Origin of the sequence: uncultured Psychrobacillus sp. (assembly GCF_938022135.1) — a bacterium.
Lineage (GTDB): Bacteria > Bacillota > Bacilli > Bacillales_A > Planococcaceae > Psychrobacillus.
Window position 1 is genome coordinate 1 of the sequence record NZ_CALIED010000070.1, and the last position, 21,525, is coordinate 21,525.

The following is a 21,525-nucleotide window of genomic DNA, read 5'->3' on the forward strand; positions in this document are numbered from 1 at the left end:
GAACCCCCGCGCGGTATGACCCGCCTGTCGGTTTTCAAGACCGATCCCTTCAGCCGAACTTGGGTATTCCTCCGTAAAATGTTACTTCTAAAGCAACAAGACAAGATATAATATACCATGTCTAAAAAAAATATGCAACCTCTTTTTTCTGATAGAAGACATTTTAACCTATCTTTGGTTGTGTTCCTCTCAAATGACACATTCTTCTACACCTAGCAATTAGAAGATGTAAAGTCCAGGTGGTAATCTTTACGAAAAGTCATTTTAACATTCCATTAATATCGAGCAAATGATTAAATCTAATAATAATCGGTCGGTCAGCACAAATAATCGGACGGTCCCACTACACATTTATGAGGAATTACGAAGACTTGTATACTTTAAAGGTTCATTGGAAAATTCTTTTTATAGTAATATTCTTCAAAAAAATCATACACACCTCACATTTGGGCAATCTAAGAAAAATGATTTGCTGTGAGGTGTTTTTTTATGTTGATTGAAAGATCGTCTTCCTGGAAGGAAGGCTTTACAAAAAGATTAGAAAATGAAGAGCCATGGGATAATTGGAATCTTTATAATATGAGTTATGACATAGTAAAAAATAATTTGATTACAGAGTTTACGGGACTTCAGTCTCCAAAGTATTTACCAAATCTTCAAGCATTAAACCACCAATTAGAGGTTGCTCGGACAGTGATCGAGCGGATGAATGGAAAGGCAATCTTAGCGGATGAGGTAGGTCTTGGTAAAACGATTGAAGCAGGCTTGATATTAAAAGAGTATATGGTGCGAGGACTAGTAAAAAAAGCTTTGATACTTGCCCCTGCTTCCTTGATTAATCAATGGGTGGAGGAAATGAATTTTAAATTTCATATACCTGCCATTCCATACAAAAAGAGTTACTCCCTTGACCACAATGACATTGTCATCATGAGCATGGATACAGCTAAAAAAAGTCCGCATAAAGAGCTTATATATGCTCAAAATTATGACATGATCATCATTGATGAGGCACATAAGCTGAAAAACCATAAAACGAAAATATATGAATTCGTCCAGGGGTTGAAAAAGAAATTCTGCTTGTTGTTAACAGCTACACCTGTTCAAAATGATGTATTTGAATTATTCTATCTTGTTTCTTTATTGAAGCCAGGTCATTTGGGTAATTACGAGACATTTCAGGAGTCGTTTTCTGCAAGTAAGCATAGCTTAGAGCATGATGAGTATTTAAGAGAGCTCGTCAATCAGGTAATGGTAAGAAATAGAAGGCAGGATACTGGGATTGAGTGGACAACTCGTCAGGTGAAAATCATTCCAATTGAATTTACGAAAGAGGAAAAGGAAGTCTATGAAATGATTTCTGATTTAAAAAATATTTCCTCCGTCTTTTCTGGTGCTTTTTCTATGATTACACTTCAAAAAGAAATGTGTAGCAGCAAGGAAGCAACTTGTTTGACGCTTAACAACATGGTTGAAAAGTGTACGAATCAAGAAGAAATTACTTATGTACAAAACTTGATGGAAAAGCTCATGTCTTTAGAGGTAAACTCGAAGGCGGAGAAGGCTTACGAGATTATTGCTGAGGCAGATGACAAGGTCATTATTTTTACCGAATATCGTGCAAGCCAAATTTATCTGCAATGGTATTTAAGTACAAAAGGAATTACGAGCGTTTTATTCAACGGGAAGTTCAATAAGAACAAGCGTGATTGGATGAAGCACTTGTTCAAGGAGCAGGCACAGGTGTTAATAGCTACTGAATCGGGTGGAGAAGGGATTAACCTTCAGTTTTGTCACCATGTAATTAACTACGATCTTCCGTGGAACCCGATGAAGCTGGAGCAACGAATAGGGCGTGTCCACAGGTTAGGGCAGGAGCATGATGTCCATATATATAATTTAGCTATTCAGGACACTATTGAGCAACATATTCTAGATCTGCTTTACACGAAAATCGATGTATTTGAAAAAGTAGTCGGTGAACTAGACGATATATTAACGACCTATAAAAAAACAATATAGTACAAACAGGGTAGGGAAGGAGGGTATGCATGTACCCAAAACAAGTTCACGACTTTTTACTTCAATTTTTTAAAGAAAATAATTGTCCTATTCTAAGCGAAAATGACCATTACGTTGTTGTTCAATTGACAGAAGAGATGGATAAAAAGCTGATGAACCGTCCGTATTATTGGCAGTATGTAGAAGCAACTGGCACTGAGCCAAGTCCAATGCAGCTTACCTTTATAACAGATAAAACAAAGCTAAAGGAAGACGTCAAGGGAGAGGTTATTCACTTTGGCTCCAACAGGCTTAGTCAAATGTTCAAGGCTGTGCAAGACCTTGGCTCCTTCGTCCATATGTACGAAAAAGTTAAAAGTGATACGCAAGTGATCTTTACTCCATGGCTTGGGGTAAACTACAAGGTGACCTATTATAGTGATCAAACGAAGGAAACGTTCTATTCTCTAGGGATAAACCTAATGACAGGAATTGTTCGAGAGGATTTCCACGAATCGATAAAAGAGATTAGCTTCGATGTGGCTATGCCTGACAATGTTTTTAACCTGCCTTATATTATAAAGCCTTTACGTGGCTTAGAGCGTCTGGATGCAATCATTGATGGAGTAATTGCTAATGACGATCATACTTGGGCTGAAGAGGCAAAGGAACGTTTACGGAGGAGTCTGGAAGTTCTGGAGTATTTCTATGACGGTGTGGAGGACAAGCCTGAATGCTATGAGATGGAAAAAAAGGCTCTTGAGGAACAGTATGCAGCTCGCGTGGGAATAGAAATTATTAATGGCGGTCTGTTTTATATGAAGTGAAAAATGGCTCTAGAGATTTAATCTCCGGAGCCATTTTTAAATATTAGTCGGCTACTTTAAACCAACCCTTCACTTGCATGATTTTATCCCATAATGGATTAGGGATATCTAACTCCTCTTTTTTGCTTACATAAACAGCTGGGAAGATGGAGTCATCCTCTCCTTTTTCCATTTTAGAAAACCACTCGGGGTCAGTTACTAATGCGCGCCCGATTGCAACAAGAGGTGTAACCTGTAATGCTTTTTCAATGTCTTCTCTAGATTCCAAAGTTCCAACACCAATCACAGGTACCTTGTCGCCTATCGCCTCCTGAATAAGTTCAATACGTGGTGTAGTATCACTTTCGTCTCTATTAGAAGATCCAAAGAAGTGCCCGAGAGACACGTGAAGATAATCAAGGTCTTTTTCAGCCAATACACGTAAAAGCTTTAATGTATCATCCATTGTGAATCCTGGATCCTGATATTCCTCTGGAGAAAAGCGATAGCCTATTATAAATGGCTCCTTTGTATACTGGTTAGCAGCAGTTTGAACCGCATCTACAATTGCCAACGGAAATGTCATACGCTTCTCTAGGTTCCCACCCCATTTGTCAGTTCTACGATTGGAATGTGGAGAGAAGAACTGGTGAATTAAGTAAGTGTTCGCCCCATGTATTTCTACTCCGTCGAAGCCTGCTTCAATGGCTCTACGGGTTGCTTCTTTAAAAGAGGCAATCGTTTTTTCAATCTCTTCCTCTGTCATTTCTCGTGGTACTTCTGCATTGTCGCGAGGTGCTGCAACAGCACTTGCAGATACTGGTTGCTCTCCTTTCAACACGTTAGAATTCGATTGTCTACCTGCATGGAAAATTTGCAAAATAGCCTTTGAGCCATTGTCTTTAATAGCGCTCGCCAATTTTTGCAGGCTAGGTATTCTCTCGTCAGATTCCGCGCCTATTGAGTATTGAAATCCCGCCCCAAGTGGCTCTGCATACGCACATGCCGTAATGACTGCACCAATTCCACTTTTAGCACGACGTGCATAATAGATGAGTTCATCCTCAGAAATATCTCCATTTTTCTCCGAAGAATAAGTAGTCATGGGAGCCATTAAAATTCGATTTTTTAATGTAACTCCTGATGGTAATGTGTATGAATCGAACATGGAATTATTACCCATTAAATAACATCTCCCTTATTATTAAGTCACTTCTCTATATACCCTAAATGAATGCTCTTCAAAATAAAAATAATTGGCTTGAAATCTCAATCTAGGAAGGTTTTTACTCATTAATTATAGAAGCTTTTCTATAACCGATAAAAAAGGTAGGGGGGGAGCTGTTTGATTCAAGCGGTAATTTTTGATTTGTATGAGACGCTTATTACAGAATGGGAAAAGGGGAGTAAGAAAGCAAGTTATTCTGTAGAATTGCTAGGTATAGAAGAAGCGCTTTACAGACACGAATGGCATGCGCGAGTTAATGACAGAATGGATGGAACTTTTGCCGATCATCCCAGCGTGTTAAAAGAGATTTTAACTGAAAATGGTTTGCCGATTGATGAAGAAGTTATCCAAGTAATACACGAACAAAGAGTATATGTGAAGTCTGTTGCTTTTGAGCATATTGATGACTCGATTATAAAAATGCTAGAAAACCTTAAAGCTAAAAATATTAAAATAGGACTCATTAGTAACTGTACATCTGAGGAAATAGAAGGATGGTATACCAGCTTATTGCCACCATTTTTTGATGATATCGTTTTCTCTTATGAAGTAAAGAGCGTAAGCCAAATCCAGGCATCTACTTAACTGCTTGCAAGCGATTGGGTGTAGAGCCTGCGCATTGTTTATATATAGGAGACGGAGGATCCGATGAGCTAATGGGTGCAAGTAAGGTTGGAATGAACCCATACCAGGCGACTTGGTTTTTGCAATCTCGAGAGCACAACATAGTTTTTGACTTTCCGAGGCTAGGACTACCAAGGGAAGTATTAGATTTAGTGAAGGAAGAGGAGAAAAGTTATGAATAGCAAAAAAGATAAATGGGATGCTAGTCATCGTTCATGGCCATTGCCTAAGTTACCATGGACAATGACTCAGACATGGAATGACTTGTTGTTTGCGCATTACTCCATCGACATAAACGTATTACGACAGCTTGTGCCTAATGGACTCGCTTTAGATACGTTTAATGGGAAAGGGTGGATTGGTGTTGTTCCTTTTCATATGACCAATATTAGACTACGTGGAACGCCAAGAGTTCCGGGAACTGATAGCTTTGCAGAGTTAAATGTCCGGACGTATGTAACAGTAAATGGAAAACCAGGTGTGTTTTTCTTCAGCTTAGATGCAGAAAACTTATTGGCAGTGAAGGTGGCTCAAACGATTTACCATTTACCATATATGCATGCCGATATGAAGGTAGAAAAAAGGGATTCGTTTATAGAATATACAAGTAAGCGACGGCACGGTGTGAATGCCAGATTTGAATGTAGCTACCGTCCTATCTCCGATTCCTTCTATGCAAAAGAAGGGAGCTTTGAAGAATGGCTTACAGAGCGCTATTGCCTATATACATTAAGTAAAAAAGGGGAGCCGCTGCGTTGTGACATCCTTCATGAGAGATGGCTATTACAGCAGGCTGAGGCAGATATTCGTTTAAACACTATGTTGTCTGAGCAAGGGATTCAGGTGGAAGGAGATGAACCAGTCCTGCACTATTCTAGAAGTATGGAGGTTAGGATGTGGCCGCTAGTTTCTGCATTAAACAATTAAATTCTAAAGGAGGAATTTTATATGGAGAGTTACCCGCTACCATTGAATGAAAGGATTTCTTTAATTGACATTCTAGATATGGGCTTTACAGAAAGAACAGGTACATATGTTATTAAGGAAGATGAGCTAACTATAGTAGAAACTGGTCCAAGCTCCTCGGTAAAGCATGTGAAAGAAGGTATTCAGAATTTAGGCTACTCCTTAGAGGATGTGAAATATATCATCGTGACCCATATTCACCTTGACCATGCTGGAGGCACTGGCCTACTATTACAGTCGTGCCCTAACGCTAAAGTAGTGGTGCATCCAAAAGGTGCAAGACATTTAGCAAATCCTGAGCGTCTTATTGCCAGTGCAAGAGCAGTATATGGAACTAAGTTCGATGAATTCTTTAATCCGATTGTACCGATACCAGAAGATCGATTACTAATTAAGGCAGAGGGAGAAACGTTACAAATGGGCTCCAACTGTACCCTGACATTCTTAGATACCCCTGGCCACGCCAATCATCATTTTAGTATTTTTGACCCAATCAGTAACGGCATGTTTGTAGGTGATACAGTTGGAGTGAGATACGAGCAGCTAGCTAAAGATGGTGTAGACTTGGTACTGCCTTCCACATCACCAAATCAATTCAATCCCGAGGCGATGCAAAATGCAATAGAGCGATTCCAAAGTATGAATCTAAGCTATATTTACTATGGTCACTTTGGGATGACGACTGATGCAGCAGCAGGGTTGGCACAGGTTTCCGAGTGGCTTCCACTTTTTGTAGAAACTGCGAAAGATGTTCAAAGAGAAAATAAAGACCATGAGGAGCTAGCAAAGAGACTTCAGGCATTAGTGAAGGATCATTTAAGAGGACAAGAAATTCCAGATGACCATGAAGTATATGAGATCATTCAAATTGATACCGAGGTATGTTCGATGGGATTGATGGATTTCTTGGGAAAACAAAACTTAAATAGTTAAGTAACAGGAGTAAAAAATGTAAACGTGATAGATTAAAAGAGATTTTTGGGGGAGTAAACATGTTTAAGCTATTTTCAACAAAATGTTCTATTTGCCATAGAAAAGCAGGTCCATATCGTTTCTTTAAAAGTCCTGAAGGGAAGAAGCTAAAACTTTGTTATGGTTGTTCCGAATATGCAGAAAGACGAGCATATAAAAAAATGTCATAATAATCTTTAAAGTTGTGAATAAGGTGGAGAGGCTTGAGGATTTATTGTGTCCATTTCAATACCAACCAATAAAGGATAGGCAGGTCGTACAAGTTAGCTACTACTGGTGGTGAAAAATCGTTAATATGCAGGAATTCAGTGGTGGTTCAGGCAGCCATAATGAATATGCTGATAACCCAATTAAACGTCATTGACTACTAGGGACTTATCACAACTTTCGCTTACCTTTCAAAACTAAGGAAGGTCAAAACAACCGTCAAAACTCCCGCACAGTGATTAGGTATAACAGACAAAGAACTGTATTTGAAAAATATTATATATCTAAGATAGTTCACTTGAAGAAAGTGGACTATCTTTTTGGATGTAAATCTAACGGGGCAGGATGATTGAAGAAATAAAATGGCAAAAGGGTGATAATATGAACAAACCGAAATTAAGAAAGTTATTAAATAGATTTCTTATTGTGATAGTTGGAGTCTTTGTTATATACAGTATTTATGTTCAGTTAGAGTATAAGCACTATGTTAATCAGAGTGTAGATAGAAATTATGAAAGTTTATCAATTATAACCGTTCAAGGTAGTAATTTGGCTAAGAGGCTAGGGGAGTTTGTTGATTTAACTACCGAAAAAGAGGAAAACAATGAAGTGAAAAATGATTTGTACAACAGTTGGAGCATTGTTATCGCAGAGAATAGAAGCATTCATTCCTACTTGTTTGCTATCTCAACCATACATATGGGCGACACATCATCCGATTGGGATTTACTACAATATAGCTTATTTCGTGTTGATGAATTTATTTCTGGTATGACAAATAAGTTTCTTAAAAATCATTCTTATGCGATAAGTAGTGAAGAAAAAGAGAAGATGGACGCCGTTATTACAGTTTTTAGTACGATTAGTGAAGAAAAAGGCAATGAATTAGTTAATATAGAAGGCATCTTACAGTCTATAAAGGAACCGATGCTCATTATTGACGACAATTATTCAGATACACTTGAACGAATTGGTAGATGATTGGCTTATTTAGCTAACGAGGACTTTAATTGAAGAAGGTGACATTTAAAGTCAAAGGAAAAAGGAGCTGGATTATCCAAGGTCCTTTTTTATTGTGTTATTTTTACTGTTAATTTATATGCCATTTCCAGTGTTAGTTCCTAACCATTTAAGTAGCTATTTCCATTGTTTTTTGCTGTTTTATACTCCAAAACCGAACCCGTTAGATTTCAGTGACCTGCTTTTTTATTTTGGCTAAATCAATTGGCTATGTAAAATGCCAATGTTTAATTATGATGCAAATAAAATCAGACCAGAAAAAAGCCTTGCCTTTTCATGTTATTCTAAACGTATGAATCCCGATGGGGAAGGTCTTTGTTCTACTAGGCTGTGTACCGGAAATATAAAGGTCCAAGGCATACTCGTTTTAGATGGAACGACAAGAGTTGGGATAGTGAAATCGTTTTTAGCTATTGTGTCCTCTTCAATCAGATAGAAGATACGTGTTTTGTGAAAAGAAAGAGAGCGCTCCGTGAAGTTATGGACTAGTACGGTAACTAATAGCTCGTTTTTATGATTAATAGCTTCTTTTATGGGTGAAAAAACAATGTTGTTAGACAATGACTCCTTTGTTTCCTCGAAAACTTTTTCGATATACAAACGATCCCGTTTAGCTATTGCTTTATCCCAGGATGCTTCGAATTTTAGCTTTTGCATATTAGTAACCTCCTCTAGAACGCAAGTTTAGCATAAATAGTTATGTCTTGCTGTTCAATTAGTCGCGTTTTGTTTAATATTTAAGCTAATAGAAATGAGCTTGAGAGGAAGGAGTAGAGTATGCCATTAGAGATTGTCCGAAATGATATTACAAAGATGCAAGTAGATGCAATTGTAAATGCTGCAAATCAAAATCTTCAAATAGGAGGCGGTGTCTGCGGGGCTATTTTCCATGAGGCGGGGGCCAAGGAACTACAAAAAGCCTGTAATCATATTGGGCATTGTCAAACTGGCGAAGCAGTTATAACGGACGCCTTTCGACTAGATGCTCAATATATTATTCATGCAGTAGGGCCTGTATGGAAAGGGGGTTCTAACGGAGAAAAAGACCTACTAACTGCCTGCTATAATAACTCGCTAAAATTAGCGTTATCTCATGGCTGTGAGTCAGTAGCGTTTCCATTAATCTCTTCTGGTATTTATGGATATCCAAAGGAGCAAGCTCTACAGGTAGCTATTTCTACGATAAGCTCGTTCCTCTTGAATCATGAAATGCTTGTTTATATTGTTGTTTATGATAAAAAAGCCTTTAAACTAAGTGAGAAACTGTTCAGGTCTATTGAGGAATTTATTGATGAGCACTATGTCGAGGAAATGGACATAAGCTTCGGCAGAATTAGAAGAGAAGTATATGAGCTAGAGGATTCGATGGTGTTGCAATCTAGCCAGGATTTACAGGAAATAATAGAGCATTTGGATGAATCATTCTCCGAAAGGCTTCTACGCTTTATAGATGAAAAGGGAATGACCGATGTTTCTGTCTACAAAAATGCAAACATTGACCGACGCCTGTTTTCGAAAATAAGAAATAACAAGGACTATACTCCATTAAAGAAAACAGTAGTCGCCTTTGCCATATCCCTTCGATTAAACCTTGAAGAAACGAATAGCCTATTAGAAAAGGCTGGGTACACATTATCTAGAAGCCATAAATTTGATGTGATTATTGAATATTTTATCCAACAGGAAAACTATAATATATTCGAGATTAATGAAGCTCTGTTTAGTTTCGACCAAGCATTATTAGGTGCATAAAACAAGAAAAGGACGACCCTGACTGATGTCTGGATCGTCCTCATTTTATTATTTCTTTTGAACAGTAATTGTCCAAGCAGCATCACTTAGCTGCTCATAGTTAGTAATTGTGTGACCCTCTTCTGCTGCCCAACGAGGGATGCTTTCAGTTGCTTGCGTACAGTCAAATTCAATTACAAGCTCGTCACCTGAGCTCATTTCTGCGATAGCCTCTTTTGCTTCTACTAAAGGGAATGGACAAACCATACCCATAACTTCTAATACTTGTTTCATTTGAAATTCTCTCCTTTTTTAAGCTGTTTTTACACTTGCTTTCATCGCTTTGTTTTTTCTGCGTCCGCGGACAAAAACAAAGTATACTGCTGTCCATGTACCTAAAATCATAAATGCTAGAGCAATCCAGCCCTGCCAAGTCATCATGGCAGTCATTACTAAGCCATTTCCAATAGAGCACCCGCCTGCTAAACTAGCACCGAAGCCCATTAAATTACCACCAACAAAGCTATTAATACCAGTTTTAACATCTGGCATTCTGAAACGGAACTCACGGCTAGCTTTTGCTGCGATAAATGACCCAATGAAAATACCAAGGACTAAAAATACACCCCAATTGATAAATGCTGTGTCTCCAGTTGTTAAGTATTGAAGGATATTAGCTGATGGAGTAGTAATCCCTAGACCACCAATACGTCCTGTAGCAACGCTTAATGGCCAAGCTAATACTGCAATAGCCCCAATTAAAACTGCAGTTACAAATGGGTGCCAGCGTTTTTCAAACAAAATATGTGCCAATCCAGTTCTTTTTGGCTTTAAAGATGGAATGAAAACTTTTGGTTTTGTAACTTCTTTATAAACAATCCATCCTACTACTGCTACTAGAATACCTATTAAAATCCATACGTTGATTCCAAGTGTTTCTGGAATGGAGTTAGATGGTAGCTGAGAAGAACTTATTTTATTGTTTAAAGGTACTAATACCCCAGTTTTCATAATAGCAGCCATTAGCATATATCCTGCTAAGGCTATCCAGCTCCCGATTAAGCCTTCACCAGCACGGTACCACGTTCCCGTCGCACAACCACCGGCTAACACAATACCAATACCAAAAATGAATGATCCTATAATTATTGCAACTAATGGTAGAGTACCAGCATTAAATTCAAACACGCCTAACTCTATTAATGTATACACACCGACACTTTGTACGGCAATTGCTATTAATAACGCATAAAACATGCGATTGTCTTTTGTTAAGTACATATCACGGAAACCGCCAGTCAAACAAAATCTTCCTCGTTGCATGACGAATCCTAATAACGCCCCACAAAATAAACCTGTAATGAGCATTTGTATCACGCTTATCCCGCCTTCTCTTTAATTCTTACTAAACTGATAGGATTATATTACATTGGAAAAGTGAATATGACAATTATTTTGCTTAAAAAAATTATCGCCAATATGTGGAATAGATAATTGTCGCTTTTCAAGCGACCTTTTACATTGTCTCAATTGATATTATTCATTTGTAAACAAAAAACAAATGGGGGTTAACCTAATGAAGAAGAATGTAACGGAGTTAGTATTTATCTTGGATAAGAGCGGTTCAATGGCTGGATTAGAGGCAGATACGATAGGAGGATTTAATGCGATGCTTGATAAACAGAAAAAGGAGAAGGGAGAGGCTATAGTTACAACGGTGTTATTTAGTGATAACTATGAATTATTACATGACCGGATAAATATAAAGGGTGTTTCGTCCATGACGGATAGAGACTATCAAGTTGGTGGAATGACTGCGTTACTTGATGCCATTGGATCATCTATACAGAAAATAGGAAATACACAAAAGAGAACAAGCTACGAAGAGCGTGCCAATAGAGTGCTCTTTGTTATTACAACAGATGGGATGGAAAATTCAAGCTGTGAGTACAACTATGAAAAAATTCGCTCAATGATTTCACGTCAGAAGGAGAAATACGGTTGGGAATTCATATTCCTCGGTGCTAATATTGATGCAATTGCAACTGCTGCTAACTTTGGAATTGCAGAGGAGTTTGCTGTTAAATACCACGCGGATAAAGAAGGAACGCGCTTAAATTATGAATCAGTTAGTGATGTGGTTTCCTCCTATCGTAATGGAGCAAAAATAAATAAATCTTGGAAAAAGGGAATAGAAAGCGATTATGCGAGTCGCAAACAACATCGAAAATGATTCATATAATAAGGTTAGCCAAAAGCGACTAGCCTTTTCTTTTTTTGGTTAGTGGATTTCTGGCGTGTAGTTTGCCAAGGGTGTTGAATTAGATGGGAGTTGATAGCACAATGATTGGTATTATTTTTTATGCGTATGGAGCTCCAAAATCGATAGATGATTTGCCTGAATTTTTTGCCCACCTCATACATGGGAAAGAAGTAACCACAAAGATGATTGAGGACTTTGTAAAAAGATATCGTGCGTTTGGATCGAATGACCCATTAGGTGCACATACCGCGCGGATTGCTCAAGGTCTAGAAAAATTATTGAACAGCCCCTTAAAAGCAATCAAAGTATACAATGCCTACAAGCACACTTCTCCATTTTTAGAAGAGACACTCCAAAGAATGTTAGATGACCAAGTGGAGACAATTGTTACTTTTTCAGTTAACCCTATATTTTCACCAACTGGCGCCGGAGTGTACCAAAAAGAGGTAGAGGATATTCTTGCAAAATCAGGAGTTAATAAAGAACTTATTCATATAAAAAATTGGAACACGCATCCAGCTATTACTTCCGTGTATGGCGATCGAGTGAGACGTGCCTTTAGATGGCTTCCTGCACATGTGCAAGAAAGTGCATTTGTATTATTTACGGTTCATAGCCAGCCGCTTAATCCTGAAGGAAATGATAAATATATTGAACAATTTCAAGCAATGGCTCAGGCAGTTGCGAGTGAAGCAGGTATATCTAACTGGATGTTGTCTTATCGCAGTGCCAGTAGTAAGGTCGGATGGCTTGGCCCAGATGTGAAGGATATCATTCGATCACTAGTAGAGCAGGGAGCTCGCGGATTCGTAACATGTGAGCTTTTATCTGTGGTGGCAGACATGGAGTCATATTTTGAAATCGGGAGAGATGCCCAACTTATTAGTGAGGAGCTAAAGGTAGAATTTGTCCGAGCTGAGTTTCCCGGTGATTCATTTGATACCGTAATTGCATTAGGGGAGATAGTGAGGGAGCAACTAACTATGAAAATCAAGGGGATAAAAAATTAGAGATAATTGGACTTCAGTTTGGTGAACGATAAGCCACCACCATCGCTTCCGCGCGTTAGTGTTGTCTTATCTGTCTCACTCATCCCACTAAAATAGCCCTTTTTAAATCAATAAAACAAAGACCATTAATGCAAAAGTAATAATGAAGAAGGATGTTCAAAGTTTATAAATACTTTTGGATTAATAGTAATTATTAAATTTTTTAACAGTATAAATTTCCAAAGTATCGTCCAATAAGACTTTCTGTTTATTGCGTTTGTTGTGATTTCCCCATCTCCCACAAAAATATTAAAATGAAGTTTGTTGTTTTATTTGGCTAATCAGTTATAAATACATAACAAAATATAATAATTCATTTAACACTAAAAAATATATTGACTATTTAAAGTTTTTTGATTATTCTTTAAAATATGAAAGTTGTATACAGTCTACAATTACAATGGGAGGGGTAATGTTGTCGACAGGTGTAAAAAAAAATCCGAATTTAAAGACCCAAGTTTATAACTACTTGAAAAATCAAATAATGACGGGAAAGTTAAGGCCGGGTGAAAGATTAATAGAAGAGAAGATATCTACCGATTTAGAAGTTAGTAGGAGCCCAATTAGAGAATCAATTAGAATGCTTGAGAAAGATGGACTTCTGAAAGTAAAAAAAACAGGAGGAGTTACAGTAGTAAAACCCACTATGCAAGATTTTCAACATATGTATGAATGTCGCGTAGAAATGGAACCGCTTTCATCTTTTTATGCCGCGAAGAGAAGGTCATCAGAACAATTAGAGACGATAAGGGCTGCGTTGCTTAAAGGGAAAAATTTTCAAACCGGTTCAACTAGTAAAGATGATGAGCTTTTAAATTTTCACGAGGCAATTGTTCAAGCTAGCAATAACCAATGGCTGATAAGTATGGTTTCTCACCTAAGAGGTATTAATGTTTTTTATAGAAAGTCCATAATAGAGGAAAATCCTTTTCATGTTGAACAAGCCTATATAGAACATCAAAAAATATTTCAAGCCATTGTAGATCAAGATAGTGAAGGTGCTCGTAAGTATATGAAAATCCATATTGAAAGCGATTACAATTTATTTATGGAATTATGTAGAAAAAAAGAGGTGAAATAATTGTCATCAAAAAAACCGTTAGAAGGAATTAAAGTATTGGAATTAGGCAATTTAGTGGCTGCTCCATTTGCGGGGAAATTGTTTGCGGAGTTTGGTGCAGAAGTAATAAAAGTAGAAGAACCTAAAAATGGTGACCCTTTAAGAAGTTGGCGGGTGATGCATGAGGATACTTCCGTTTGGTGGTACGTACAATCAAGAAATAAAAAGTCGATTACCGTAAATTTGCGTGAGTCTGAAGGACAGGATATAGTTCGGGATCTTGTGGGCAAAGTGGATGTCGTCCTTGAGAACTTTAAACCAGGAACTCTAGAAAGATGGGGGTTAGGCTATGAAGACCTTAAAGAAGTAAATAAATCAATTATTATGACGCGAATCTCTGGGTACGGTCAGACCGGACCGTATAAAGAAAAGGCTGGATTTGGAAGTGTTGCCGAAGCAATTGGAGGTCTGAGGTACTTAACTGGTTATCCAGATTTACCTCCAGTAAGAGTAGGGATAGCTTTAGGGGACTTGATAGCTGGATTATATGCTGTAATCGGTACTCTTATGTCGCTCAGAGCTAGGGATAATCACCCTTTAAAGAATGGGCAACTAGTTGATGTAGCTCTCTATGAGTCTGTTTTTAGTTTACTAGAGGGAATTTTACCAGAATACGATTTAACAGGGGTTGTTAGAGAGAGAACAGGTAGTACGCTTCCGGGAATAGCACCTTCCAATACATATATGTGCAAAGATGGAAAGCACATAGTCATAGGGGGAAATGGGGACAAAATTTTTCAGAGATTAATGAAAGCTATTGGTAGAGAAGACATAGCAACCAACACTTTGTATTCAACTAATCAAGGACGCGCAGATAATGTAGAGTTTATTGATGGTGCTATTGAAGAATGGACAAGGCAGCTTCCATTAAAAGAAGTGCAACATATTCTCGATAATGCATCTGTTCCGGTAGGACCGATTTATGGAATCAAGGAGATTATTGAGGATGAGCAATACATTGCTCGCGATATGTTACAAAAAATTGAAATACAAAATGGCGCACAGGTTTTAATGCCTGGAATTGTACCCAAGCTCTCTGAAACTCCTGGGAAAATTGAGTGGAGTGGACCTAAACTAGGGGAGCATAACGAAGAAATTTATACTAAATTTTTAAATATGTCAGTGGAAGAGTTCAAAACATTTAAAGAAAAGGGAGTGATTTAATATGACCGATGTGAAAATTATTGACGTCAGTCCTCGTGATGGACTACAAAACGACTCTAAAATTATATCGGTTAAAGAAAAAGTTGAATTGATTAATAGATTACTAAAAGCAAGGGTTAGCTCTATTGAAATTACTTCATTTGTTCATCCTAAAAAAGTTCCCCAGATGGCGGATGCAGAATTGGTTGTCCAAGAATCAGCAAAATTAGGAAGTTTTGAAGCAATTGCATTGGTCCCGAACTATAAGGGATTTCAACGACTGAAAGAATTCAACCTCTCAGAAATAAACTGGGTCAGTTCAGCAACAGAGACATTTAATCAAAAAAATATTGGCTTCACGATTGAAGAGAGTTTGAAGCAATTTAAATTAATTAAACAGGAAGCTAAACAAGCGGGAATTAAGACTAATTTTTCAATTGCTGTTAGTTTTGGTTGTCCTTATGAAGGAGATGTGGATAAATCAAAAGTTGTTGAATTAGTGGAAAGAGTAAAGGAAATTGGTGTAGATCGGATTACTATTGCAGATACGATAGGTATTGCAACACCTAACCAGGTAAAAGCCCTAAGTGAGGAAGTCTTGGGTATTGTAGGTGATACAGCTGTAGCAATTCATTTACACGACACAAGGGGTCTTGGATTGGCAAACGCCTACAGTGCTTATGAAGCGGGTATTCGCATTTTTGAAACAGCGGTTTCTGGAATAGGTGGATGTCCCTTTGCCCCAGGCGCTGCAGGTAATTTAGCAACAGAAGATTTAGTTTACTTATTTCATCGAATGAACATTAGTACAGGCTTAGATTTAAATGAATTAATAAATGCAGCAGATTTTGCTGCAAATTTATCTTCGAAGAACCCTTTGGGACGTATTAGGCATATTGAGAGAAATATTATTAGGGAGGAAATAAAATGAAAAAACTGTGGAAAACTCTTTCTTTTATCACTATAGTAACTTTACTATTATCGGCATGTAGTTCTAGTGATGGAGAAACTAAGGCAGTCAGTTCAGATGTAAAAGGATTTGAAGAAACTACAATTCGCTTAGCCTATAATTTGCCTGCAGATCATCATGTGGCAATAGGTATTGAACAATTTGCAAAAGATGTTATGGAAAAATCAGGTGGTGCTATAAAAATGCAAGTATATCCATCTGGTCAGTTATTAACTGATAAAGAGATGAACCAGTCTATATTAACTGGTGGTGTAGAGATGGGAGTAAATTCTTCAACTCTTTGGGCAAGTACAGTACCTGTAATGGGAGTATTTGACGTGCCTTATGTCTTTAATGACTATGAAAAAACAGGAGAGGCTCTAAATGGTGAATTTGGGGACAAGCTTCGTACTGCTATGGAAGATAAAGGTGCAAAGGTGCTCATGTTTGCTGACTATGGATTTGCTCAATTTGCAAATAATAAACGTCCTTTAAAATCTCCAGAAGATTTTAAAGGGCTAAAAATTAGAAGCATAGGGGATATTCCTTCTGAAATGATAAAGGCTTATGGCGCTTCGCCGGTATTTATGGGTGGGGGAGAAGTGTACATGGCCTTACAACGTAACACAGTTGACGGAGCAACGTCTGGCACAACTGCCATGGTTCAAAGAAAATATGACGAGGTAACAAAATACTTAACTATTAACAATTACGCCTATCTTGAATTTATTCTAGCTGTTAATAAAAAGTTTTGGGACGACCTTCCTGTAGAAACGCAAAACTTACTAACTGAAACTGCTCAGGAAACTGAAAAATGGATCCGTGATAAAGCGAAATCTGAAGATGAAAAAACAGCTAAAGAACTTGAAGACAGAGGCATGGAGGTATATAAAGTTCCCGAAGAGGACTTAGAGGAATGGAAAGAAGCAGCTAAACCTGCTTGGGATGCATTTTTAAATAATACTGGTGAAGCAGGTAATGAACTTTTAGACTTGGTTCAATAAGGGGGGGAACTTATGAAAGCAATTTATGAACTCTCCGATAAGCTGATAAAAATAGGGGCATATACGGCAGGTTTGTTAATAGTGTTAACAACATTTATGACATTCTATGAAGTAATTTCTCGATGGTTATTTAACAGTCCTACCATTTGGGCAACTGAACTATCCACATATTCTATTATTGGAAGTTGTTTCTTGGCGAGCGCTTATGCAGTGAGAACTTATTCTCACATTACTGTAGACCTCTTGATTAATAATGTTAACGATAAGTTTAAGAAAGTACTTGCTTATCTATCAAATGCTATGGGCTTAGTATTTAGTATTATTTTTACGTATTATGGATTCCATCATGTGCTGAATACTTTTGAATTAGGGATTACCTCTTCCTCTTTATTAAGGATACCAATGTACCTGCCGGAGTTGTTTTTACCTGTGGGAGGCGCCTTGATGTGCATAGCCTTTATCTTGCAGATAATAGATGGTGATATTCACAGGGGAGGGGAACATATTTGAACATTTTCTTTATTGGTGGACTAGGAACATTTTTACTCTTGGGCTTACCTGTAGCATTTGCTCTTTCATTACTCGCTGTAGTGGGAATGTATATATTTAATGGTGGGACTTTTGCATTTATGCAAGTGCCAATTATCTCTTACAAAGCTCTCGATGATTTTTCCTTAACTGCTTTGCCTATGTATGTATTAATGAGTCAAGTTTTGCTAGTAAGTGGCGTAGGTAGAGACTTATATGAAATGGCCAGCAGATGGTTTCGTCACTTACCGGGAGGACTTGCAATTGCTACACTCTTTTGTTGTGCAATTTTTGCAGCTATATCAGGTTCGAGTGTTGCCACTGCAGTAACGGTAGGCTCGGTAGCTTTACCAGAGATGGTAAAGAGAGGATATAATAAGAGACACGTACTTGGTATGCTAGCTGCTGGTGGTACTCTGGGAATTTTAATACCACCCAGTGTTCCGATGATTATTTATGGCTCAGTAACTGGTGAGTCAATTGGTAAGCTGTTTATAGCTGGAATTGTCCCGGGTATAATACTAACTATATCTTTTATGATTTTTGCTTCATATCAAACACGTCATATCAAAGATAAACCAGCTACTTGGGCCGAAAGAATGGAAGGTACTAAAACTGCTATTTGGGGCTTGTTATTACCAGCAATTGTAATAGGGGGAATTTACACTGGTATTTTTACTCCTACGGAAGCTGCAGCAGTAGGTGTAATGGTTAGTTTTGCAATTTCGTTGTTTATCTATAAAAATCTAACGCTTGCAAATTTCAAAAAAATAATAATTGAAACTGTAAAAACTAATGCAATGATTCTATTTATCATTGTTGGAGCTATGTTACTTGGCTACATAATGACAATTTTAAATATTCCTCAAACCATTACAAATTATGCTACAAGCCAAGAGATTTCGCCATGGATTATATTTATATTAATCAACATAGTTTTGCTAATATTAGGTATGTTTTTGGAGACAATATCTATTTTGGTAATCACTTTGCCTATCTTATATCCAATAATAATGGCATTAGGATTTGACCCAATTTGGTTTGCTATTATTATGGTTATAAACATGGAGCTTGCTCTTATTTCTCCTCCAGTTGGTTTGAATTTATTTGTTTTAAAGGGAATAGATAGAACTAATAGGATAGATGAAATTGTTAAAGGGGTAATTCCATATGCAATAATTATGATTTTGTTAATAGTGGTGTTATCTGTTTTCCCGGAAATATCCACCTTTTTAATTAGTGATATAGAATAATATTTTTCTAAATTACAATGTAAATACAGGAGAGAAAGACAAAAAGTACTTCAGGTCCTTGAAGTTCTTTTTGTCTTCTTCCTATTCATATAAGGTACTGTCTAACTCCCCATCTTCCTGATATATAGAAAGAATTCCATTATGGTCATTGACGTAAGGCTTTGCCTTTTCAAGCAAAGCATCTTTTGTACCCTCAGAGAAAATAGCTCTTTCCCCATTTTCTTTTAGCAGTACCCAATCTTCCGAACGAGCCTTTACTTCATATTTTGGGCGGTCATTATCGTCTCCATTTACTGCCTTTCTTGCCTGGGCTGTTGCAATAGCTATTGCTCTTCCTTCATCAGTATCGTCTCTTAATAATGCATTCGCAATTTCAATTGCCTTTTCTCGAACATCCGGCTCAAGATTTTTCATTGAAGCTGGATAATCATTTTTACTCCACGGCATATCTATCGCCTCCTTGGCTAAGAAATTCCCGAAATAAATCAAAATAAACATCCCGTACTGAAATAGTAAATTATTTTCAAGGAAAATCTTATTATTCTTTTCTGGAAGATCTTCATTCGAGTATAATTATGTATATACTTTCCAATATTTGGAGTGATTTGAGTGGAGTTATTAATTATTAGACATGGAGAATCGGAAGCTGATCTGTTAGGTGTGCATGAAGGTAGAGCGAACTTTCCTTTAACTGAGTTAGGTATTGAACAAGCTAGTAAGATGGCTACATACGTGAAGGGTCATTTTCCACCAAACGTTATATTGTGTAGTCCTCTAAGCCGTGCAAAGAGTACTGCGACTATTCTACAAAGTAATATAGGCTGTGAGCTGTATGAGGAGTCTGACTTAATGGAGTTTAATAACGGAGTGCTCGCGGGTTTACCTCGAGGAGAAGCAGCTATAAAATACCCTCTACCTAAAGAAGGAAGACCAATTTATATACCAATTGAAGCTGGAGAATCCGAGTTAGCGTTTCGTTACAGAGCAGAATACATCCTTCACAAAATGATAGAAGAATACAAGGATTATCAAAGAGTGGCAATTGTGTCACACGGCGGCTTGATCTCCAACCTTATTAAGGCGTTTCTTCAATTGCCAGTTACCAGTGACTATATTTTCCCTACGGGAGACACAGGAATTCATTTACTAACCATTGAAAAGGACAAGCGTATCATCATGTTTTTAAATAGACTGGAGCATATAAATAACGAAGAAGAGGTGATTAAATGATTTTACATACATCCATTCAGGGGAGCGGTGAACCACTCTTATTTTTGCATACCGGCTTACAAACTGGAAATACAGACTTTCAATACCAGCAGAACTTTTTCAAAGATAGCTATAAAGTATTTGCTCCAGATTTAAGGGGACATGGTCAGTCGCCTTCTGATGATATTGAAAACTTCTTTTTAGATTCCGCGAAGGATTTATTGGAAACCATCAATCATTATCAGCTGAAAAAGATTCATTTGGTTGGATGCTCACTGGGTGCAATTGTAGCTGTACAATTTGCTAGACTTTTTCCGGAGCGAATTCAAACACTCACTATTTCAGGCATGATGCCAGTTAAACCGGACAACTGGCTGGATTTGCATATGCAGGATGTAAAAACTCAAGGACAGATTTTATGGAACAATGATTTTATAAACTATTTCAATGAGCTACATTCATCTGATTGGAGAAGGTTTATTCACTTGGGGAAAAAAGAGGATTGGTATCCTTTTGAAGATATGTTAGCTATGTATCGCTTCGAGTTCCCGGTCCTATACATAGTTGGGGAAATAAATGTGCATGAAACTGTAGGGGCAACCATTTATCCGAAAGAAAACAAACATATTCACGTTGCTGTTATCCCTTTTGCAGGGCATTTAGTGCATGAAGATCAGCCTGCTATTTACACCGATATAGTAAAAAACTTTTTAGAGTGCTCCTACAGTTAAATTATTATTTTAAACAAGTTTTTTGGCCAGCAAGCATATGCTATCTATATATGCAATTTGGAAGGGGATCTTATGTATTTAAATGCGTTACATCCTTGGCCTCTCATTCGGACTATTTCCGTTAATGGGGAAGGCTCAATTACTGTACCACCGAATTATGCGTTGTTACAAATCGAAGTTACAACGGAAGGCAGCGAGGTGGAGGAAGCCCAGCAAAGAAATGCAGCAATTATGAATCAGGTCATTCAATCCATACTAGAGCTAGGTATACCAAGAGAAAATATACAAACAGCTGCATATAATATTTTTCCGCGTTACGATTTTGTAGATGGAAAACAGGTTTTCAGGGGATATGAAGTGACTAATGCCATTTCGGTAAAAATACCTGATGTAAGCATGGTAGGAAAAGTGATTGATACAGCAGTCAGAAATGGTGCAAATCGAATTTCTTCTCTTGAATTCAGATTAGAAAACGAAGATGCCTATTATCAAAGAGCTCTTAGTAAGGCTTTAATAAATGCACAATTAAAGTCAAATACAATAGCAGAAACAATGAGGCTTTCAGTTTCACCACAAGTTATAGAGGTAGTGGAAGAAAAAGAAGGAAGTCCGATCGTACCATATAGAGCGATGTTAATGGAATCATCTACAGGAGCAACCCCAATAGAACAAGGTGTAATTACGATAATAGCTAGAGTCACAGTTAAGTTTCAATACTAAT

The 21,525-nt window shown here is 37.5% G+C and carries 23 protein-coding genes and 1 pseudogene; 19 read left to right on the forward strand and 5 right to left on the reverse strand.

Features of this window, described 5'->3' with window-relative positions; genetic code table 11:
• Nucleotides 1-489: 489 nt before the first annotated feature.
• Both Q0371_RS14180 and Q0371_RS14185 read left to right on the forward strand, forming a co-directional pair.
• Nucleotides 490-2,022: an SNF2-related protein gene (locus tag Q0371_RS14180; RefSeq protein ID WP_298472157.1), complete on the forward strand. Its 1,533-nt coding sequence runs from the start codon at nucleotides 490-492 to the stop codon at nucleotides 2,020-2,022.
• Nucleotides 2,023-2,051: 29 nt separating this feature from the next.
• The gene (locus tag Q0371_RS14185; protein ID WP_169360063.1) at nucleotides 2,052-2,828 is read left to right on the forward strand and encodes a YqhG family protein; all 777 of its coding nucleotides are present in this window, start codon (nucleotides 2,052-2,054) and stop codon (nucleotides 2,826-2,828) included.
• Between the two features lie 43 nt (nucleotides 2,829-2,871).
• On the opposite strand, the gene Q0371_RS14190 is transcribed toward Q0371_RS14185, so the two are convergent.
• Nucleotides 2,872-3,990 (reverse strand): NADH-dependent flavin oxidoreductase, encoded by a 1,119-nt coding sequence (locus tag Q0371_RS14190; protein ID WP_298472158.1) that lies wholly within the window; start codon nucleotides 3,988-3,990, stop codon nucleotides 2,872-2,874.
• Between the two features lie 162 nt (nucleotides 3,991-4,152).
• Here Q0371_RS14190 and Q0371_RS14195 point away from each other — a divergent pair.
• The 5 genes and pseudogenes from Q0371_RS14195 to Q0371_RS14215 form a co-directional block, all read left to right on the forward strand.
• A pseudogene (locus tag Q0371_RS14195) lies at nucleotides 4,153-4,658 on the forward strand (HAD-IA family hydrolase); the annotation flags it as partial.
• Nucleotides 4,659-4,691: 33 nt separating this feature from the next.
• Nucleotides 4,692-4,841, forward strand: coding sequence for a hypothetical protein (locus Q0371_RS14200; protein WP_298472162.1), 150 nt, complete (start codon nucleotides 4,692-4,694; stop codon nucleotides 4,839-4,841).
• Complete coding sequence (locus Q0371_RS14205; RefSeq protein WP_298472164.1) at nucleotides 4,834-5,586, forward strand: DUF2071 domain-containing protein; 753 nt, start codon at nucleotides 4,834-4,836, stop codon at nucleotides 5,584-5,586. The genes Q0371_RS14200 and Q0371_RS14205 overlap by 8 nt, the downstream gene beginning before the upstream one ends.
• Before the next feature lie 21 nt (nucleotides 5,587-5,607).
• Nucleotides 5,608-6,558, forward strand: a complete 951-nt coding sequence (locus tag Q0371_RS14210) for an MBL fold metallo-hydrolase (RefSeq protein WP_298472166.1) — start codon at nucleotides 5,608-5,610, stop codon at nucleotides 6,556-6,558.
• 627 nt (nucleotides 6,559-7,185) lie between these two features.
• Complete coding sequence (locus tag Q0371_RS14215; RefSeq protein ID WP_298472168.1) at nucleotides 7,186-7,785, forward strand: hypothetical protein; 600 nt, start codon at nucleotides 7,186-7,188, stop codon at nucleotides 7,783-7,785.
• 318 nt (nucleotides 7,786-8,103) lie between these two features.
• On the opposite strand, the gene Q0371_RS14220 is transcribed toward Q0371_RS14215, so the two are convergent.
• Entirely contained in the window at nucleotides 8,104-8,481 is a 378-nt protein-coding gene (locus Q0371_RS14220) for an SLAP domain-containing protein (protein ID WP_298472169.1), read from the reverse strand.
• A gap of 120 nt (nucleotides 8,482-8,601) precedes the next feature.
• Between Q0371_RS14220 and Q0371_RS14225 the strand changes: the two genes are divergently transcribed.
• Entirely contained in the window at nucleotides 8,602-9,576 is a 975-nt protein-coding gene (locus Q0371_RS14225) for a macro domain-containing protein (RefSeq protein WP_298472171.1), read from the forward strand.
• A 48-nt stretch (nucleotides 9,577-9,624) separates the two neighbouring features.
• On the opposite strand, the gene Q0371_RS14230 is transcribed toward Q0371_RS14225, so the two are convergent.
• Both Q0371_RS14230 and Q0371_RS14235 read right to left on the reverse strand, forming a co-directional pair.
• A complete protein-coding gene (locus Q0371_RS14230) occupies nucleotides 9,625-9,849 on the reverse strand; it encodes a sulfurtransferase TusA family protein (protein ID WP_169360055.1) in 225 nt (74 codons plus the stop codon).
• An 18-nt stretch (nucleotides 9,850-9,867) separates the two neighbouring features.
• Complete coding sequence (locus Q0371_RS14235; protein ID WP_298472212.1) at nucleotides 9,868-10,923, reverse strand: YeeE/YedE family protein; 1,056 nt, start codon at nucleotides 10,921-10,923, stop codon at nucleotides 9,868-9,870.
• Nucleotides 10,924-11,131: 208 nt separating this feature from the next.
• Here Q0371_RS14235 and Q0371_RS14240 point away from each other — a divergent pair, with 208 nt between their 5' ends.
• From Q0371_RS14240 to Q0371_RS14275, 8 genes are all read left to right on the forward strand, one after another.
• Nucleotides 11,132-11,788 (forward strand): hypothetical protein, encoded by a 657-nt coding sequence (locus Q0371_RS14240; protein WP_298472173.1) that lies wholly within the window; start codon nucleotides 11,132-11,134, stop codon nucleotides 11,786-11,788.
• Nucleotides 11,789-11,880: 92 nt separating this feature from the next.
• Complete coding sequence (hemH, locus tag Q0371_RS14245) at nucleotides 11,881-12,828, forward strand: ferrochelatase (protein ID WP_298472175.1); 948 nt, start codon at nucleotides 11,881-11,883, stop codon at nucleotides 12,826-12,828.
• A gap of 454 nt (nucleotides 12,829-13,282) precedes the next feature.
• Nucleotides 13,283-13,948, forward strand: coding sequence for a GntR family transcriptional regulator (locus tag Q0371_RS14250; protein WP_298472177.1), 666 nt, complete (start codon nucleotides 13,283-13,285; stop codon nucleotides 13,946-13,948).
• Nucleotides 13,949-15,151: a CoA transferase gene (locus Q0371_RS14255; RefSeq protein ID WP_298472179.1), complete on the forward strand. Its 1,203-nt coding sequence runs from the start codon at nucleotides 13,949-13,951 to the stop codon at nucleotides 15,149-15,151.
• Nucleotide 15,152: 1 nt separating this feature from the next.
• The gene (locus Q0371_RS14260; protein ID WP_298472180.1) at nucleotides 15,153-16,061 is read left to right on the forward strand and encodes a hydroxymethylglutaryl-CoA lyase; all 909 of its coding nucleotides are present in this window, start codon (nucleotides 15,153-15,155) and stop codon (nucleotides 16,059-16,061) included.
• On the forward strand, nucleotides 16,058-17,083 hold the full coding sequence (locus Q0371_RS14265; RefSeq protein WP_298472182.1) for a DctP family TRAP transporter solute-binding subunit: 1,026 nt from the start codon (nucleotides 16,058-16,060) through the stop codon (nucleotides 17,081-17,083). Before Q0371_RS14260 ends, Q0371_RS14265 begins: the two co-directional genes overlap by 4 nt.
• Before the next feature lie 12 nt (nucleotides 17,084-17,095).
• Nucleotides 17,096-17,593, forward strand: coding sequence for a TRAP transporter small permease (locus Q0371_RS14270; protein WP_298472185.1), 498 nt, complete (start codon nucleotides 17,096-17,098; stop codon nucleotides 17,591-17,593).
• Nucleotides 17,590-18,864 carry a TRAP transporter large permease gene (locus Q0371_RS14275; protein ID WP_298472187.1) on the forward strand — a complete coding sequence of 425 codons (1,275 nt, stop codon included), beginning with the start codon at nucleotides 17,590-17,592 and terminating at the stop codon, nucleotides 18,862-18,864. The genes Q0371_RS14270 and Q0371_RS14275 overlap by 4 nt, the downstream gene beginning before the upstream one ends.
• Before the next feature lie 81 nt (nucleotides 18,865-18,945).
• On the opposite strand, the gene Q0371_RS14280 is transcribed toward Q0371_RS14275, so the two are convergent.
• Nucleotides 18,946-19,311 (reverse strand): hypothetical protein, encoded by a 366-nt coding sequence (locus Q0371_RS14280; protein ID WP_298472189.1) that lies wholly within the window; start codon nucleotides 19,309-19,311, stop codon nucleotides 18,946-18,948.
• A 162-nt stretch (nucleotides 19,312-19,473) separates the two neighbouring features.
• Here Q0371_RS14280 and Q0371_RS14285 point away from each other — a divergent pair, with 162 nt between their 5' ends.
• The 3 genes from Q0371_RS14285 (at nucleotide 19,474) to Q0371_RS14295 (ending at nucleotide 21,524) form a co-directional block, all read left to right on the forward strand.
• Nucleotides 19,474-20,094, forward strand: coding sequence for a histidine phosphatase family protein (locus Q0371_RS14285; protein WP_298472191.1), 621 nt, complete (start codon nucleotides 19,474-19,476; stop codon nucleotides 20,092-20,094).
• Nucleotides 20,091-20,804: an alpha/beta hydrolase gene (locus Q0371_RS14290; protein ID WP_298472193.1), complete on the forward strand. Its 714-nt coding sequence runs from the start codon at nucleotides 20,091-20,093 to the stop codon at nucleotides 20,802-20,804. The genes Q0371_RS14285 and Q0371_RS14290 overlap by 4 nt, the downstream gene beginning before the upstream one ends.
• 72 nt (nucleotides 20,805-20,876) lie before the next feature.
• Nucleotides 20,877-21,524, forward strand: coding sequence for an SIMPL domain-containing protein (locus Q0371_RS14295; RefSeq protein WP_298472195.1), 648 nt, complete (start codon nucleotides 20,877-20,879; stop codon nucleotides 21,522-21,524).
• Nucleotide 21,525 lies beyond the last annotated feature (1 nt).